The 15,370-nt window shown below is 63.9% G+C and carries 14 protein-coding genes and 1 riboswitch; of the genes, 11 read left to right on the forward strand and 3 right to left on the reverse strand.

All coding sequences use genetic code 11. The features are described from left to right. The first annotated feature begins 7 nt into the window (after positions 1-7). Complete coding sequence (locus tag CH302_RS25210) at positions 8-1,036, forward strand: FAD-dependent oxidoreductase (RefSeq protein ID WP_037190421.1); 1,029 nt, start codon at positions 8-10, stop codon at positions 1,034-1,036. Positions 1,037-1,052: 16 nt separating this feature from the next. Further along, on the forward strand, positions 1,053-1,577 hold the full coding sequence (locus CH302_RS25215; RefSeq protein WP_052047617.1) for a GNAT family N-acetyltransferase: 525 nt from the start codon (positions 1,053-1,055) through the stop codon (positions 1,575-1,577). A 71-nt stretch (positions 1,578-1,648) separates the two neighbouring features. Here CH302_RS25215 and CH302_RS25220 read toward each other — a convergent pair whose 3' ends face one another. Beyond that, the gene (locus CH302_RS25220; protein ID WP_037190420.1) at positions 1,649-1,987 is read right to left on the reverse strand and encodes a TfoX/Sxy family protein; all 339 of its coding nucleotides are present in this window, start codon (positions 1,985-1,987) and stop codon (positions 1,649-1,651) included. Between the two features lie 150 nt (positions 1,988-2,137). Further along, a complete protein-coding gene (locus CH302_RS25225) occupies positions 2,138-3,925 on the reverse strand; it encodes an HNH endonuclease signature motif containing protein (protein ID WP_094650113.1) in 1,788 nt (595 codons plus the stop codon). Between the two features lie 320 nt (positions 3,926-4,245). On the opposite strand from CH302_RS25225, the gene CH302_RS25230 reads away from it, so the two are divergent. Next, positions 4,246-4,797 (forward strand): hypothetical protein, encoded by a 552-nt coding sequence (locus tag CH302_RS25230; protein WP_141216730.1) that lies wholly within the window; start codon positions 4,246-4,248, stop codon positions 4,795-4,797. Position 4,798: 1 nt separating this feature from the next. On the opposite strand, the gene CH302_RS25235 is transcribed toward CH302_RS25230, so the two are convergent. Continuing rightward, positions 4,799-5,581, reverse strand: a complete 783-nt coding sequence (locus tag CH302_RS25235) for a phosphotransferase (RefSeq protein ID WP_052047251.1) — start codon at positions 5,579-5,581, stop codon at positions 4,799-4,801. A 105-nt stretch (positions 5,582-5,686) separates the two neighbouring features. Continuing rightward, positions 5,687-5,780, forward strand: a riboswitch (SAM riboswitch). A 165-nt stretch (positions 5,781-5,945) separates the two neighbouring features. Here CH302_RS25235 and CH302_RS25240 point away from each other — a divergent pair. The 8 genes from CH302_RS25240 to CH302_RS25275 are packed head-to-tail and all read left to right on the forward strand — an operon-like array spanning position 5,946 to position 15,367. Further along, entirely contained in the window at positions 5,946-7,616 is a 1,671-nt protein-coding gene (locus CH302_RS25240) for an ABC transporter substrate-binding protein (protein WP_082323446.1), read from the forward strand. 4 nt (positions 7,617-7,620) lie between these two features. Continuing rightward, complete coding sequence (locus CH302_RS25245) at positions 7,621-8,601, forward strand: ABC transporter permease (RefSeq protein ID WP_037186660.1); 981 nt, start codon at positions 7,621-7,623, stop codon at positions 8,599-8,601. Continuing rightward, the gene (locus CH302_RS25250; RefSeq protein WP_037186662.1) at positions 8,594-9,487 is read left to right on the forward strand and encodes an ABC transporter permease; all 894 of its coding nucleotides are present in this window, start codon (positions 8,594-8,596) and stop codon (positions 9,485-9,487) included. Before CH302_RS25245 ends, CH302_RS25250 begins: the two co-directional genes overlap by 8 nt. Beyond that, the gene (locus tag CH302_RS25255; protein WP_037186664.1) at positions 9,484-11,082 is read left to right on the forward strand and encodes a dipeptide ABC transporter ATP-binding protein; all 1,599 of its coding nucleotides are present in this window, start codon (positions 9,484-9,486) and stop codon (positions 11,080-11,082) included. Before CH302_RS25250 ends, CH302_RS25255 begins: the two co-directional genes overlap by 4 nt. After that, entirely contained in the window at positions 11,075-12,151 is a 1,077-nt protein-coding gene (locus CH302_RS25260; protein WP_037186666.1) for an LLM class flavin-dependent oxidoreductase, read from the forward strand. Before CH302_RS25255 ends, CH302_RS25260 begins: the two co-directional genes overlap by 8 nt. Beyond that, positions 12,148-13,503, forward strand: a complete 1,356-nt coding sequence (locus CH302_RS25265; RefSeq protein ID WP_037186669.1) for an NtaA/DmoA family FMN-dependent monooxygenase — start codon at positions 12,148-12,150, stop codon at positions 13,501-13,503. The genes CH302_RS25260 and CH302_RS25265 overlap by 4 nt, the downstream gene beginning before the upstream one ends. Continuing rightward, positions 13,500-14,246 carry a DUF1684 domain-containing protein gene (locus CH302_RS25270; RefSeq protein ID WP_037186672.1) on the forward strand — a complete coding sequence of 249 codons (747 nt, stop codon included), beginning with the start codon at positions 13,500-13,502 and terminating at the stop codon, positions 14,244-14,246. The genes CH302_RS25265 and CH302_RS25270 overlap by 4 nt, the downstream gene beginning before the upstream one ends. Beyond that, positions 14,243-15,367, forward strand: a complete 1,125-nt coding sequence (locus tag CH302_RS25275) for an LLM class flavin-dependent oxidoreductase (protein ID WP_037186674.1) — start codon at positions 14,243-14,245, stop codon at positions 15,365-15,367. Before CH302_RS25270 ends, CH302_RS25275 begins: the two co-directional genes overlap by 4 nt. Positions 15,368-15,370: the final 3 nt, after the last annotated feature.

Genomic DNA, 15,370 nt, shown 5'->3' on the forward strand with positions numbered 1-15,370 from the left:
TGGCCCAATGAAAGTAGTAGTCGTCGGCGGCGGCATCATCGGAGCGTCGTCGGCGTGGCAGATCGCCGAGCGCGGGCATGACGTCACCCTGCTCGAGCAATTCGGGCCGGGACACAAGAACGGTGCCTCGCACGGTAGCTCTCGAATATTCAGACACGCGTACGCCGACGACTACTACGTAGCACTGGCCGCCCGGGCGCACACGCTCTGGCGAGAGCTCGAAACCGCAACCGACACAGAACTGTTGGACATCACAGGAGCTGTCGATCACGGAGATCCGGCTACTGTCGATCCGAGGATCGACGCACTGAGGCGAGCAGGGCTGGAGTTCGAGGTCCTCGAACCTGTTGCTGCGCAGCGGCGTTGGTCCGGTCTTCGGTTCGACACCACAGTGCTGTTCCATGCTGCGGCCGGGCGACTTCACGCCGATCGTAGCGTCGCCGCAGCAACGGCGGCCGCTCGCTCTCGCGGTGCGACGGTCGAATACGAAACTCCGGTGCGTGAGATCTCCGGCTCGGACGTGGTGACCGATACCCACACTTACCGTGCGGACGTGGTCGTTCTCGCGGCGGGAGCATGGACGACCGAGTTCGCGCCGCACGGTGCCACTCGGCCGTTGGTCACCACCCAGGAACAACCGGCGCATTTCGTACCGTTGCGCCCAGACGTGGAGTGGCCGAGCTTCATCCATCATCCCGGCGCACTTCTCGATACTGCGGGCATCTATGGGTTGTCCTCGCCCGACGGTATCAAGATCGGCGAGCATGCCACCGGACCGGTCGTCGATCCGCACACCCGCGACTTCGTGGCCGATCCCGCGGGAGTCGATCGCCTGATCGAGTACGCACGCACGTGGTTGCCGGGAGTGAACGCCGACACGGCCGACCCGCTGACGTGTCTGTACACCAGTACACCCGATTCCAACTTCGCTATCGGACGCAGCGGCAACACCGTTGTCGCTGCGGGATTCTCGGGCCACGGATTCAAGTTCGCCCCTGCGGTCGGAGAATTGGTCGCAGATCTGGTCGACGGATAATCGAGACAGGAAGAACATGAGCGCAACGTTCGATCTGAACACTCGCACTGGCGACACCGGTCGAGTACGGCTGAACTTCGTCGAAATCGATCAGAACGATCCACTTGCGGCACCTCTGCTACAGGAGCTGGCGGCCGAGTATGCGTCCAGGTACGACCGCAGTCCCGGCGTTCAATATCAAGAATTGAAGTCCTATCCCGCTCAGGAATTCGCCCCTCCGGGCGGTGTACTGGTGATGGCGTTGGCCGACGGCGTTCCTGTTGCCGGCGGCGCGTACCGGCAGTACGACTCGACTACCGCAGAGCTCAAGCGCATCTGGACCTCGAAAGCGCACCGCGGTAGGGGATTCGGAAAACTAGTCGTGGCCGAGTTGGAACGCAGCGCACGCGATCGCGGATATCGCCGGGTGTATCTGACAACCGGCTGGAATCAGCCAGAGGCTGTTGCCCTGTACTTGGCAGCCGGCTACACCCCGCTGTACGACCGGAGCTTGCCGTCCAGGACTGTCGGATCACATCCCTTCGAGAAGAGCCTCGAATGAGTCCGCGGCAGTGAATGCCCGGCTTACTCCGTAGGTGGGGGCGGTACAGCCGAGGAGCGTTTCGGTGCCTGTCAGCCGGTCGCGTTGGTGTTGTGTTCGAGCGCCGCCGTGATACAGAATTCCAGGGCTTCGTGACTCGCCAGCGCGTCTGCGTCGACGGTGATCCACCCTGCGCCCATCGAGCGGTCCGGGCCCATCACAGCGTGGTGGGTTCCGTCGACCTGGAGGTATTCGGATTCGCGGACCCCATCCACACGAACCAGCAGCGCACGGCTGCCTGTGCCGACACACACCACCACCTTGTCTCGCACCAGGAAAGCCAGACCGCCGAACATCTGCTGCTCGCGCAGACTTTCCTGGTCAGTGAGGATGTCGCGGATGCGATCTGCAAGAAGTTCGTCGTACGCCATGTGCTTGCGCCCCTCCGATGGTCGTTGCCCTCATCGAAGACCTGATCGATGCCGCGCGCAACCGTGGATCTTTCGCTGTGCGGCATGCCGTTGGCTTCAGCGCAGGTGTGCGTTACAGGCAGGGCTGTGCCCTGACGCTTGTGTGGGTCGTCATGCGGGTTGTCGTGGTTCCTCGTCCCCGGTGTCGTCGTGCTGGTCGGGTGGGTAGAGGACTTCTTCTGGGTGGTGTGCGTGGTTGATCAGCCCGCGCCTGCGTGGGTCCATCCCCGCCGGTGGATGCCAGAGGGTGCGGCCCGGGTAGCGATGTCCTGCTCCGGTTTTGGTGGTGGCCCATTTGCCTGGTCCGGTGCCGACGAGTGCGTGGTGCATGTCGCAGCCGAAGGTGAGTCCGTCGATGTCGGTGTTGCCGCCGTCGATCCAGTCGGTGAGGTGGTGGGCTTGGCACCAGGTGGCGGGACGGGTGCAGGAGGGGAAGCTGCAGCCGCGGTCTCGGGCGATGAGCACGATGCGTTGGTCGGCGGAGGCGATGCGTTTGGAGCGGCCGAGGTACAACGCTCTGCCGTTGTCGTCGAAGATCGTCAGGTAGTGGTGGGCGTGGGAGGCCATGCGGATCGCGTCGCGGATCGAGACGCGGGATCCGGTGCCGGTCATGGCGTATCCGCAGCCGGCTTCGAGATCTTTCAGGGTCATGGTGACGATGGCGGTGACAGGCAGGCCTCGGTGGGTGCCGAGGGTCCCGGAGGCAAGCTTCTGCCGGAGCGCCAGTTTCAGTGCGTCGTGGTGACGTTCACGTTGGGTGCGGACATCACGAGCGGCAGCAGCATCCCGCGCTGCTGTCTTGTCCGCGGTGTCGTCGCCGGTATCGGATCCGAAGTGCCCGCCGGGTTCAGTAGCGCCCGCAGTGTCGTCGGTGTCGTCGGTGTCGTTCGACTCTGTGCCGCAACCACAGTCGGTCGCGTCACCGCAGTCGTCGTCACTGTTGCAGTCCGTTCCATCCCACAGGCCTGCATCATTGGACCCTGCATCGCTGGGCGTCGGCTCGGGTTGCGGCGCAGTGGCGCTGCCGTCGCCGCCGTTGTCGTCGCCATCGGTTTCGTCGTCACGTTCATCGTCGTGGACGACCGATGTCGGGTCTGCGGGGTTGTTGACTCCGGGTTTCGCGGCTTTGGAGAACAGGGCTTCGAGGTAGGCGCGTAGTTCGGGGTCGACGCAGAATTTTCCTTCCGACATCCCGTCGGCACCTTGTTCACCGAGGTAGAAGAACGCATCCCGTCGCTTCCGCGGCCTCGGCTTCCCGTCTTCGTCATCTTCGTCATCTTCGTCGTCGTGGTCGCCGTCGGGGTTGAGGATCGAATCCAGGTTCGCCACCAACGGTGCGAAGTCGTCGGGCCGTCTGGTCGAGGCGAAACCCACCAATTGCTCTTCGGCTCGCTCCCGCGTCTGCGGGTCGACACTCGAGGGCAGATGGCGGAAGAACTCGCGGATCATCTGCACATGCTTGGCGTCGAGCAACCCCGCCCGCAAGGCAGCAGCGGTGTGCGGCAGCAACGGCGGCAGAACTTCACCCGAGAAGGAAGTGCGGTCACCCAATTCCGCAGCCAGACGCACCCGCGCACCCGCGGCGTGTGGGGTGATCCGCAGCATCCACGCCACCGACGACGGCACCGAACCCGCATACACATCGAGGCCGTGTTGAGCGATGAGTTCGTTGAGCCAGGTATACGAGTACGCCGTCACAGACCGGGTCAGAGTTTCCATCCGTTGGATCACCGCACGCCGGTCGGCGTTCGTCCACGACACCGACGCCTGCCCCGCCAACTCCGCCACCGCGGACTCCACCCGATCCACCAACAACAACAGCTCCGGATCGGACACCTCAGGGGCAGGCGGCACCGTATCGATGCCGTCCACCCCTGATCCGCCGTCCCCCGAAAGCATGAACAGAATCTATCGCGACCCACCGACAAGTTCTCGAACACACGTTCCCATCTGTGATCGGAGGTCGAAAAGCTTGGTCGTGGTCGGATTGGTCAACTGTGTGGCGGATTACACATTGCGCGTAAGTGTGACGTTGTCGATTTTACGTAACGATGAGTCGCGTAGATGCTGGTGGGGGCGTTCAATATCTCCCAAGGCGGACGGAACGACCGCAGCAGCGTTGCTTGCATCGGTGACGAAAGCCACTGCTTGGCTGTATCTCCGAACTCGAGTGTCGAGCCGGTGTCCAATGTTGTGTTGACCCAGTGGGGATGATCGACATGAACGACGCATTTCGCTTCGCCGTTTCGTGCAGTTCGCCGAAGGAACTGATCACTCGGCTTCAGTTCGGTACCACGGACCTGTGGCCAGAGGATGCGTCCCTCGCGGCCCGTTGGCGCTACATGGCCGACCTGATCGATTCCGATCGGGGCATGCTCGTCGAACTCGATTGTGCACTGTCGACACCGGTTGTGGACGCACTCGTTGCGACGGCGGAACTGTGCAGACAATCGGCCTCCGAGACTGTGCCCCAATCGGATTGGAGATTTCTCCGTCGCGCCTTGGAATGGCTGAAGGCCAGCAGTTCGGACGTCGAGCGTGCGTTGCTCGCGGTGGGCGACGAAATGGCCCTCGTCGGTCTCGATGGTGAGGAAAAGGACCTTTCTGTCGCGACGTGGCTGAGTATCGAAGTACTCGATCGATTCGCCGCCGAAGACACGATCGGTTATTGGCTGCACCGCATCGATGTCCACGGGTCGAAAGCTGCTCGACAGCCTGCGGATTCGGACCGCTGTGACATCGAAAGTTCTGAACTGCCGATGGCCGTCTGAGTCAGATACGGCTCACGCTGTTCGCCGGGAACCGGTGGTACACAGCATGCGAAATTGCGTCTCGATGTCGATCGATGAACAGTTGGTCGCGTGAATACAGGGCAGCGTGCTCGTGGTTCGGACCGGCCTCGACCGCGAGTTCCATTGCCCTGAGCCTCGCGATGATGATGTCAGGAAGTTCGGTGGCCCGAGGGTCGGGATAGATCCCGAAGATTCGGCGCAGCCGGTCCCATCGATCGACGTCCGGGGACCATCCTCCGTCGGAGAAGTTGTCGGCACTGCAGAGTGGTGCGAATCGATAGGCGAAATAGGCCAGGTCGTCGATGCGTCGCCCCGGACCGGCTTCGTCGAAATCGATCAATGCGACGGCTGTGGAATTCTCGAAGACGAAGTTGTACGGAGCTGCATCCCAGTGGCAGATCACCTCGGGTTCGACGTCGTCGGGTAGGTGCCGGGCATGGCCGTCCGGCAACCGCAGACCGATGGTGAGGTCGTGCAATCGGCGGAGGATCCGGGCAGCGCTCTCCAGAGCTTCGACGCTGCGAACGGCGGCGGGCATCGGATAGTTGCCGGCAATCCCATGTCGATACGTCAGTATTTCTCGGCCCTGATCGTCTGTTCCCAAGAATCGCGGGGCGCAGGAAAAACCTTTGCGCTCGAGATGTTTCAGGAGTACGTGCACGGCGGCCGAGTGGTCGCCCGTTGCGCGACGCACAGTCTCGCCGACCCGATGCACGACGGTTCGGTTGCCTCCATCCAGCGGCGCCCCGGTCTCGTCGTTCATCGGTTCACGGTCTCATATCGGTGCGGGATTGCACTCTCGAATTCCGCGACGATTCGTACCCCGGTTGGCAAGTGCGCCGACCCTCTCGTAGTATCGGAATCTGTAGGACCATCCAGAGCGACCGAGAGACCTGGCTCTATGACGTCGCAGCAACCCCCCGCTTGTCGGGTGAGGGTGCTACCGCCGGGACCGATGGAGGAATACACGTGAACACCCGAGTCGCCTCAGGTTTCGTCGACGGATGCCGTCGGATTCATGTCGATCTGTGCCGTCTGAACGGTTCGACCTGTCTTAGCTGACATTTCGGCACCGTACTCATCGACACCACACCTCATCATCTGCGCGAACTCCTTCCTGGGCTTACATGGCTCGGACGCGGGAGTTCTCGTGCGATCGACCAGATACCGGAGACACCCACGTGTCCACTCGCCCTGTACTTTTGGTGGCCGGAGTAATCGCCGCCACCGCCACACTGCTCGCCGGGTGCGCAGGTAGCGCCCCCATCTCGGCCGCCGACGCCGGACCCCCGCAGTCAGGAGGGACGCTGCGCTACGGGTTGTCCGGGGCTCCCACCTGCTCCGACCCGGCACAATCCGGCACCAATCAGACGATCTACGTCACCCGTCAAGTGGTCGACTCGCTCACCGATCAGAACCCGGAAACCGGGGCGATCGAGCCGTGGTTGGCCGAAAGCTGGGAAGTCGGTCCCGACGCGAGGTCGTTCACTTTCCAGCTGAAAGACGGCGTGACGTTCAGTGACGGCACCCCGCTCGATGCCGCTGCCGTCAAGGCGAATTTCGACGCCATCACCGGCACTCTCGGTGCCGCCAAGGCACCGCTGGCCGCCAGTTACCTGACCGGGTACGACGGTGCCACGGTGGTCGATCCGCTCACCGTCCGCATCGACTTCTCGGCACCCAATGCGCAGTTCCTGCAGGCGAGTTCGACGCCTCAGCTCGGTATCCAGGCCGTTGCGACCTCGGCGCAGTCGGCCGAGTCGCGGTGCTTGGGTACCAACATCGGATCGGGACCGTTCACCTACGCGGACTATCAACAGGACCGCTCCGTCACCTTGGCCAAGCGAACCGGATACAACTGGGGCTCTGCGGTATTCGGTCACCAGGGCGAGGCGTACCTGGACCGCATCGAGTTCACCATCGTGCCCGAATCGGGTGTACGTACCGGCAGCCTTTCCTCCGACCAGCTCGACGCGGTGAGCGACGCGCTACCGCAGGACGCTCCACGGATCGAGGCGACCGGTGGCCGGATCCTGACGGCATCCAACCCGGGCGTTCCGTTCGGCATTCAGCCCAACGTCACTCGCGGTGCGCTACAGGACCCGGCCGTCCGGACGGCCCTCGTACCGGCGATCAACCGTCAGGAACTCGTCGACACGGTGCTGGGCCCGGACTTTCGCACGGCGACAAGCACGTTGGCCAGCGCTACGCCGGGGTACGTCGAACTCGCCGATGTCACCTACGATCCCCAGAAGTCGAAGTCGCTGTTCGACGCGGCCGGCTGGGTTTCCGGTGCCGATGGGGTCCGTGAAAAGAACGGGCAGAAGCTGAGTTTCAAAGTCATGTACTCGGCCGTGTTCGCCGGTAACCAGGCGATTCTGGAGCTGACCCAGCAGCAGTTGCGCGCCGTCGGCGTCGACCTACAGCTCGAACTGGTGCCCAATTCGGAGGCGACGGCACGGCAAGGCACAAAGGACTACGACGCGACGTACTACAACAGTACCCGCGCCGACGGTGACATTCTGCGCACCTCATTTGCCGTGGACGGTCGGAACTTGAACGCGCGCGGCCCGATTCCGGATCTGGATGCATCGTTGACGGAGCAGCTCTCGACCACCGACGTCGCGGCGCGCAACGAGATCCTCGCAACCGCCCAGCAGCAGGTGCTCGACAACGGATTGTGGATTCCCACCATCGAACTCTCGCAGGCCGTCGGCGCGGCGTCGACGGTGCAGGATCTGAAGTTCGAGGCCTCCGCGCGCCTTCAGTTCTTCGACACCTGGCTGAGCGGGCAGTAGAGCCATGACCCGCTACATCGGACAGCGAGTACTGCAGGCACTGGCAGTGCTGTGGGCTGCATTCACCATTTCGTTCATCGTGCTCTTCCTCCTTCCCTCGGACCCGGTCAGTCTCGCCGTGGACTCTGCCGGCTCGGGCACCCCGGCCGACGCTGCGGCCATCGCCGAACTGCAGGCCCGCTACGGTCTCGATCAGCCGGTGTTGGTGCAGTATTGGCACTCGCTGGTCGGGGCCGTGCAGGGCGACTTCGGATTGTCCATCGCCACCGGCCAGCCGGTGACGACGGCCATTCTCGACGCGGTGCCCAGCACACTCGGTTTGGCGGGGACTGCCCTGGTGCTCGCTGTCGTGTTCGGATCCGCGGTGGCTTACGCCGCCACGTACACCCAGATCGTATGGCTGAAGAACCTGCTGCTCGCGCTCCCACCGCTCGGGGTGGCGGTGCCGACGTTCTGGGTAGGACTACTGCTGCTGCAACTGTTCTCGTTCCGACTGCGCTGGTTCCCGGCGTTCGGTGACGACGGGGCAGCGTCGTTGGTGCTGCCTGCGGTGACACTGGCATTGCCGACCGGTGCTGTCATCGCTCAGGTCCTGGCTACCAGCATGGCGACCACCTGGAAACAACCGTTCGTGGATGTGGCTCGCGCCAAGGGGGTCTCACGCCTTCGGGTGCAGACGCGACACGTCCTGCGACTGTCCTCGATCCCCGCCTTCACGATTGCCGGAGTCTTGGTGGGCACCCTGCTGGCCGGATCGGTGGTGGTCGAGACGGTGTTCTCGCGCGCTGGAGTCGGAAGGCTGACCCAGACATCGGTGCTGGCCCAGGATATTCCGGTTGTGCAGGGCATCGTCGTTCTGACCTCGCTGGTCTTCGTCCTGGTCAATCTCGCAGTCGACCTGCTCTATCCGCTGATCGATCCGCGCATCGTGCGCGAATACCGGCCCGTGCAGGCCAGTGCAGAACCGGAGAAAGCTCATGTCTGACATCCTGATTCGCGAGACCGCCGTCCATTCGGCAGTTCCCCCGGTAGTCGAAGAAGCACCGGCACCCGCGCGGCGCCGAGGTCCCCGAGACGTGCTGAAACACATCTGGCTCGGTGCCTCCGTGGCCGTGCTGTTGCTGGCTCTCGGGTTCGCGCTGTTCCCGTCCGTCTTCGCCAGCGGCGACCCGCTGGTCGGTACACCGGCGGACAAGCTCCAGGCACCCAGCGCGTCGCACTGGTTCGGCACCGACAACATCGGCCGCGATGTCTTCACCCGGGTGGTCCACGGTTCCGGATTGTCTCTGACGGCAACGCTGTTGGCAGTCGGCATCGCACTGGTGGTCGGCTCGATCATCGGTCTGGTCTCGGGGGCCGTCGGCGGAGTAGTCGACGCGGTGCTGATGCGCATCGTCGATGTGCTGCTGTCGATTCCGACGCTGTTGCTCTCGCTGGCGCTGGTGACCGCTCTTGGATTCGGCACCGTCAACGTCGCTATCGCCGTCGGTGTCACATTGATCGCGAATTTCGCCAGAGTGATGCGCTCGGAGGTGCTGCGGGTGCGCAGATCGCTGTACGTCGAAGCGGCTTACGCCTCGGGTGTGCGGTGGTTCGATGTCTTCCGCAGGCACATCCTGAGAAACTCGTACGGCCCTGTGATCGCGCTCGCTGCAGTCGAATTCGGTATGGCAGTGCTTGCGGTATCGGCGCTGAGCTTCCTCGGTTTCGGCGCTGCTCCGCCCACCCCGGAGTGGGGATCGCTGATTTCCGAGGGCCGCAACTTCCTGGCCACCGCCTGGTGGATGACCACACTGCCGGGATTGGTGATCGTGGCCGTCGTCGTGTCCGCGCACCGCCTAGGGCACGCACTCGAGAGGCGATCACAATGAGCCCCATTCTCGAAGTACAGAATCTGCACGTGAATTACGGTGAGACGACCGCCGTCTCCGGCATCGGGTTCACCGTCGACCGCGGTGAAGTGGTAGCCGTGGTCGGTGAGTCGGGCTCCGGAAAGTCGACGACTGCCCACGCCCTCATCGGTCTGCTCTCGGGTTCCGGCCGCATCGTGGGCGGATCGGTGACGTTCGACGGACAGCGGCTCGACACGGCCTCGGACAAGACGTTGAACCGGTTGCGCGGCCGTCACATCGGGCTCGTTCCGCAGGACCCGACCACCTCGCTGAACCCGGTGGTTCGCGTCGGCGATCAGGTTGCCGAGGTGCTGCGGGTGCACGGCCTCGCAGATCGCCGCTCCGCGAAGGTCGAGGCACTTCGCATCCTCACCGAAGCCGGTCTGGACTACCCCGAGGTGCGGGCGCGGCAGTATCCGCAGGACCTGTCCGGTGGGCAGCGTCAGCGCGTGTTGATCGGAATCGCTCTCGCATGCCGCCCGGAACTGGTGATCGCCGACGAGCCGACCAGCGCCCTGGACGTCACCGTGCAGCGACGCATCCTCGACCATCTCGACGCCAGGATCGCCGAAACCGGCGCCGCTGTCCTGCTGATCACTCACGACTTGGGCGTGGCTGCGGACCGAGCCGATCGCCTGATCGTCATGAGCGCGGGTCGGATTGTCGAAACCGGCCCCACCGCAGAGGTACTGGCGAATCCGACGCACGCGTACACACGTCAACTGTTGGCCGCGGCACCGTCGCTGAATACGGCCGTACGACCCGCGCGCACGACGGCAGCCGATCCCATCCTGACGGTCAGTGACGTCTCGAAGCGGTTCACCATAGGCCGCGGCGTCCACCTCGATGCGGTCAAGGGAGCCACGTTGACCGTCGAACGTGGCCGGACGGTGTCGCTCGTCGGCGAGTCCGGGTCCGGCAAGTCCACGTTGGCGCGCATCGCGATCGGTCTCGAGACCGCGTCGTCGGGTTCGGTCACGTTCGACGGCGGGGACATCACCGGTCTGCGTGGCAAGGCCAGGCGTGAGCTGCGGCGGCGTGTTCAGATCGTCTATCAGAACCCGTACGCGTCGCTGAACCCGAAGTTGCGCGTCGGCGAGATCGTGCGAGAACCGTTGGACGCGTTCAAGGTCGGCTCCTCGCGCGAGCGTTCCGAGCGTGCCCGGACGCTGCTGGATCAGGTGGCACTCACCAGCGACTATCTGTCCAGACGCCCGGCCGAGCTCTCGGGTGGGCAGCGCCAACGCGTCGCCATCGCCCGCGCGTTGGCTCTCGCACCGGAACTGGTGGTGCTCGACGAGCCGGTCTCGGCCCTCGACGTATCGGTGCAAGCACAGATCCTGACATTGCTCGACGATCTGCAGTCCGAGCTGGGCCTGAGCTACCTCTTCATCTCGCACGATCTGGCCGTGGTTCGTCAGATCAGCGACACCGTGGCCGTCATGCAATCCGGCGTCATCGTGGAATACGGCGACACCGCAGCACTGTTCGACAATCCACAGCAGGATTACACCCGCGAGCTACTCGGGGCCATTCCCGGAAGCGCGCACGAGAAAGCGAGCACCAGTGTCTGACAAGCTGTTCCTGACCGCGATAGAGCTGAAAGGCACCGGCGCCCATCCGCAGGCCTGGCGTCGCCCTGACTCTCGCGCCGAAGAGGTGTTCACAGCAGGGTTCTGGATCGACCACCTTCAGACTGCAGACCGAGCGGGTATCGATCTCGCGTTCCTGGGCGATTCGTTCGCCAGTCGGACTCTCGAGGCCGCAGCCATCGCGGCACGGGCAGCCGCCCTCACCGAGAAGATCGGGCTGGTCCCCACGATCACCGTCACACATACCGAGCCGTTCCATATCTCGAAGCAGATCGCGAGCCTGGATTTCGCTTCTCACGGCCGGGCCGGATGGCAGGTCGAGGTGAGTCCGGGCGCCGAGCAAGCGGCGCTGTTCGGTCGGAAAGCGGAGCAGGACAACGGCAGCCTGTGGCGCGAAGCGAGCGAGGCAATCGAGGTCGTCACCAGGCTCTGGGACAGCTGGGAGGACGACGCGGAGATCCGCGATGTCGAGTCGGGACGGTTCATCGACCGAGACAAGCTGCATTACATCGACTTCGAGGGCGAGAACTTCTCGGTCAAGGGCCCGTCGATCACCCCGAGATCTCCTCAGGGGCAGTCGCTCGTCGTGATTCGCGGCGCCTCCGCGGAGTCCGTATCGGTGGCCGCCGCGCGTGCCGACATCGTCCGAATCGTCGCCGACACGGTCGAGGAGGCGGCAACGATTGCCGCCCGCATTCGACGGGCCGTCGTCGCCGAAGGCCGTGACCCGGCCGACGTGTTCGTCCTGTTGGACGTGGAGACCTTGGTATCCGATTCTGCCGCTGAAGAACTCGCGCAGCTCGACAACTGGGCGGGGAATGTCAGGGCCGCTGAGAGCGTGTCGCATATCGGTGATCTCTCGAGCCTGCATCTCCTGCTCGGATCGATCGAAGCGGCCGGCCTCGACGGGGTCACGCTGGTCCCGCTCGCGTTGCCGTCGGGAATCCGATCATTGCCGGCCACCGACACCCGCAGCGGATCGACTCTGCGCGAGCGTCTCGGCCTGACGCGTCCCGTCAATCGCTATGCACTCGAAGGGAAGAGCCTGTGACGAAGAAGCAGATACATCTGGGTGCCCATTTCCCCGGCGTCAACAACACCACTGTCTGGGCCGATCCGGAATCGAAAAGCCAGATCGAGTTCGACTCGTTCGTGCACCTTGCCGAATCGGCCGAGCGCGGTCTGTTCGACTTCTTCTTCCTCGCCGAAGGGTTGCGACTGCGCGAGCACCGCAACAAGATCCACGACCTCGATGTGGTCGGAAGACCTGACACGCTCACCGTCCTCAACGCGCTTGCATCGGTGACGGCCAAGCTCGGACTTGCCGGGACGATCAACACCACGTTCAACGAACCGTTCGAGCTCGCCAAACAGTTCTCGTCGCTGGACCACCTGTCCGACGGTAGGGCGGCATGGAACATGGTGACGTCCTCGGACGCGTTCACCGGGGAGAATTTCCGACGGGGCGGCTACCTGGATCGGGCGGACAGGTACGTGCGTGCCAACGAGATCATCGACGTCGCGCGAAAGCTCTGGGACAGCTGGCAGACCGATGCCTTCGTCGTCGATCGGGAGCGAGGAATCTTCGGTCGCGAGTCCGAGATCCGCGCAGTCTCGCATTCGGGTTCGCAATTCGATGTGCAGGGTCGCTTCACACTGCCGCGCAGTCCGCAGGGGCATCCGGTTCTGCTGCAAGCGGGCGATTCCGACGAGGGCCGCGAGTTCGGTGCGGCCAAGGCCGACGCCATCTTCACCATCCACGGCACGCTCGAGGACGGACAGAAGTTCTACTCCGACATCAAAGGTCGGCTCGCCAAGTACGGCCGCGAGCACGACGACCTGAAGGTGCTGCCCGCGGCGACCTTCGTACTCGGAGATTCTGCGCAGGACGCGATCGAGAAGGCGGACCACATTCGGCATCAGCAGGTCAGCGGTAAAACGGCGATTTCGTTCCTCGAACAGGTGTGGGGACAGGACCTGTCCGCCTACGACCCGGACGGGCCGTTGCCCGATATCGAACCCAGCGGCGACGTATCCATCACCCGTGGCCGTGCGCGACACGGCGACCCCAGAACCATTGCCCAGCAGTACCGCGAGCGCGCCGAAGCAGACAACCTGAGTATTCGTGAACTGATCATCGCGATGACGACGCGGCAGCAGTTCGTCGGAACCCCAGCACAAGTGGCCGAGGAAATCGACCGCTACGTGCAGAACAACGCGAGCGACGGCTTCATCCTCGTCCCGCACATCACCCCAGCCGGCCTCGATGAATTCGTCGACAAGGTTGTTCCGGAACTTCAGGACCGCGGCAGCTTCCGCACCGAATACGCCGGAACCACCTTGCGTGACCATCTCGGTCTGCGGCACCCGTACGAACAGCGTGAAGGAGTGCGAGCATCATGAGCGATTTCGAGCAGGACTGGAAGCAATGGCATGCCGACCGAGAGGCGTCCTACGGTGATCCTCTGGGGTGGGTGTCGTTGACCGGTTTGTCTTGGCTGACGGATGAATTCGAGACCGTCGTGGACCTTCCCGGCCGTTGGAAGGCCGATGCCGATTCGGTGACTGTCGAGGGGTTCGACGGTGTGACGACGCTCGATCCGGTGGAGGGTGCACCGGGCATCCTGGTCGAGGACGGAGATCGACGGATCGAGGTGATCCGTCGGACCGGTTCGGTCGCGCTGCGGGTACACGACCCGAATGCGCAGACCCTGCAGTCCTACAGCGGTATCCCGATCTACGAGCCGAGCGAGAAGTTCGTTGCCACCGGGACGTTCACGCCGTACGACTCACCGGTCACCGTCATTACCGGAGCAGTGGTGGAAGGACTCGAACACCATCACTCGGCCGTGGGCACTCTCGATTTCGAGTTGAACGGTACCGCTGCGCAACTGATTGCGTTCGGCGGCACCGGCACCGGCAATGGTCTGAAGGTCCTGTTCACCGATGCCACGAGCGGGGTGACCACCTATCCGGCTGCGCGGATCCTGGCAGTGCCCGCTCCGGTAGACGGCACCGTCGTTCTCGATTTCAACCGCGCTTCCAACCTTCCGTGTGCGTTCACCGACTATGCGACGTGCCCCGTCGCGCCTGCCGAGAACAGACTTACGGTAGCCGTCGAGGCAGGGGAGAAGAACCCGAGATGACGCGAGTTCCGTTGTCCGTTCTCGATCTGTCCCCGATCAGCCAGGGGTCGACCGTCCAGCAAGCGCTGCGAAACACGGTCGACCTTGCGCGCCAGACCGAGGAGTGGGGTTACGAGCGCTATTGGGTGGCCGAGCATCACTTCGTGGCGGCGGCCAGTTCTTCACCCGCAGTGTTGATCGGTCTGATTGCCGCTGCCACCAACCGGATTCGTGTCGGATCGGCTGCGGTCCAGCTGGGATTCACTACAGCTGCTGCCGTCGTCGAATCCTTCGGGACGGTCGACGCCCTGTATCCGGGACGCATCGATCTGGGTGTCGGTAGGTCCGGGCAGCGCAGAGCAGCAGACCTGGCCGGCGCGCAGCAGGCTGGATCCGAGCGAGCGGTGTCTTCGGAGCCCGGTGGACTGTTCCCAGTGGCCCCCGCTGCGGCGGCCCCGCGGAAGACCCCGTTGCTGGCTGCGTCTTTGGCTGCGCTGCAGCAGCCGCACACTCAGGCCCCGGATTTCCACGATCAGCTCGACGACCTTGCTGCGCTCCTTTCCGGTAGCTACGAGCACGACGGGATTGCTCTGACGGCACGCCCGGGTGTCGGGGCCGACGTGGCGCTGTGGCTGTTCGGCAGCAGTGCAGGGCCGACGGCCCGTGAGGCCGGTGCCCGCGGTCTGCCGTTCGCGGCGAGCTATCACTTCAGCCCGGGTACGACTCTCGAAGCGATCGACGAGTATCGCCGTGCTTTTGTGCCGTCGGCTCGGCTGTCCTCGCCGTACGTGGCGGTGTCGGCCGATGTGGTTGTTGCAGAAACGGATTCGCAGGCGCGAGAGCTGGCAGCGTCTTTCCCGCAATGGGTACACAGCATTCGGAGCGGTCATGGCGCGATCGAGTACCCGGATCCGAAGAACGTGGCACCGCTGACCGGCGAGCAATACGAGCTCGTCGCTGATCGAGTGGACACCCAGATCGTCGGATCCGCGGCAACGGCATCGGACAAGTTGGAGGCGCTGCAGGAAGCAACCGGCGCGGACGAAGTGGTGATCACCTCGGCCACGCACGACCACGCGGACCGGCTGCGCTCGTACGAATTGCTCGGTAAGGAATGGGGACTCCCGCGCCTGCGGGTCTGAGCG

Origin of the sequence: Rhodococcus sp. 15-2388-1-1a (genome assembly GCF_002259145.1) — a bacterium.
In the GTDB taxonomy this organism is placed as follows: Bacteria; Actinomycetota; Actinomycetes; order Mycobacteriales; family Mycobacteriaceae; genus Rhodococcoides.

Excerpts from the sequence above, each read along its gene's own strand:
- CH302_RS25235 (WP_052047251.1), bottom strand. The coding sequence starts at position 5,581 with ATGAACGACGAGACCGGGGCGCCGCTGGATGGAGGCAACCGAACCGTC.
- CH302_RS25255 (WP_037186664.1), top strand. The coding sequence starts at position 9,484 with ATGAGCCCCATTCTCGAAGTACAGAATCTGCACGTGAATTACGGTGAG.
- CH302_RS25250 (WP_037186662.1), top strand. The coding sequence starts at position 8,594 with ATGTCTGACATCCTGATTCGCGAGACCGCCGTCCATTCGGCAGTTCCC.
- CH302_RS25220 (WP_037190420.1), bottom strand. The coding sequence starts at position 1,987 with ATGGCGTACGACGAACTTCTTGCAGATCGCATCCGCGACATCCTCACT.
- CH302_RS25215 (WP_052047617.1), top strand. The coding sequence starts at position 1,053 with ATGAGCGCAACGTTCGATCTGAACACTCGCACTGGCGACACCGGTCGA.
- CH302_RS25245 (WP_037186660.1), top strand. The coding sequence starts at position 7,621 with ATGACCCGCTACATCGGACAGCGAGTACTGCAGGCACTGGCAGTGCTG.
- CH302_RS25275 (WP_037186674.1), top strand. The coding sequence starts at position 14,243 with ATGACGCGAGTTCCGTTGTCCGTTCTCGATCTGTCCCCGATCAGCCAG.
- CH302_RS25230 (WP_141216730.1), top strand. The coding sequence starts at position 4,246 with ATGAACGACGCATTTCGCTTCGCCGTTTCGTGCAGTTCGCCGAAGGAA.
- CH302_RS25270 (WP_037186672.1), top strand. The coding sequence starts at position 13,500 with ATGAGCGATTTCGAGCAGGACTGGAAGCAATGGCATGCCGACCGAGAG.
- CH302_RS25225 (WP_094650113.1), bottom strand. The coding sequence starts at position 3,925 with ATGCTTTCGGGGGACGGCGGATCAGGGGTGGACGGCATCGATACGGTG.
- CH302_RS25240 (WP_082323446.1), top strand. The coding sequence starts at position 5,946 with ATGGCTCGGACGCGGGAGTTCTCGTGCGATCGACCAGATACCGGAGAC.
- CH302_RS25210 (WP_037190421.1), top strand. The coding sequence starts at position 8 with ATGAAAGTAGTAGTCGTCGGCGGCGGCATCATCGGAGCGTCGTCGGCG.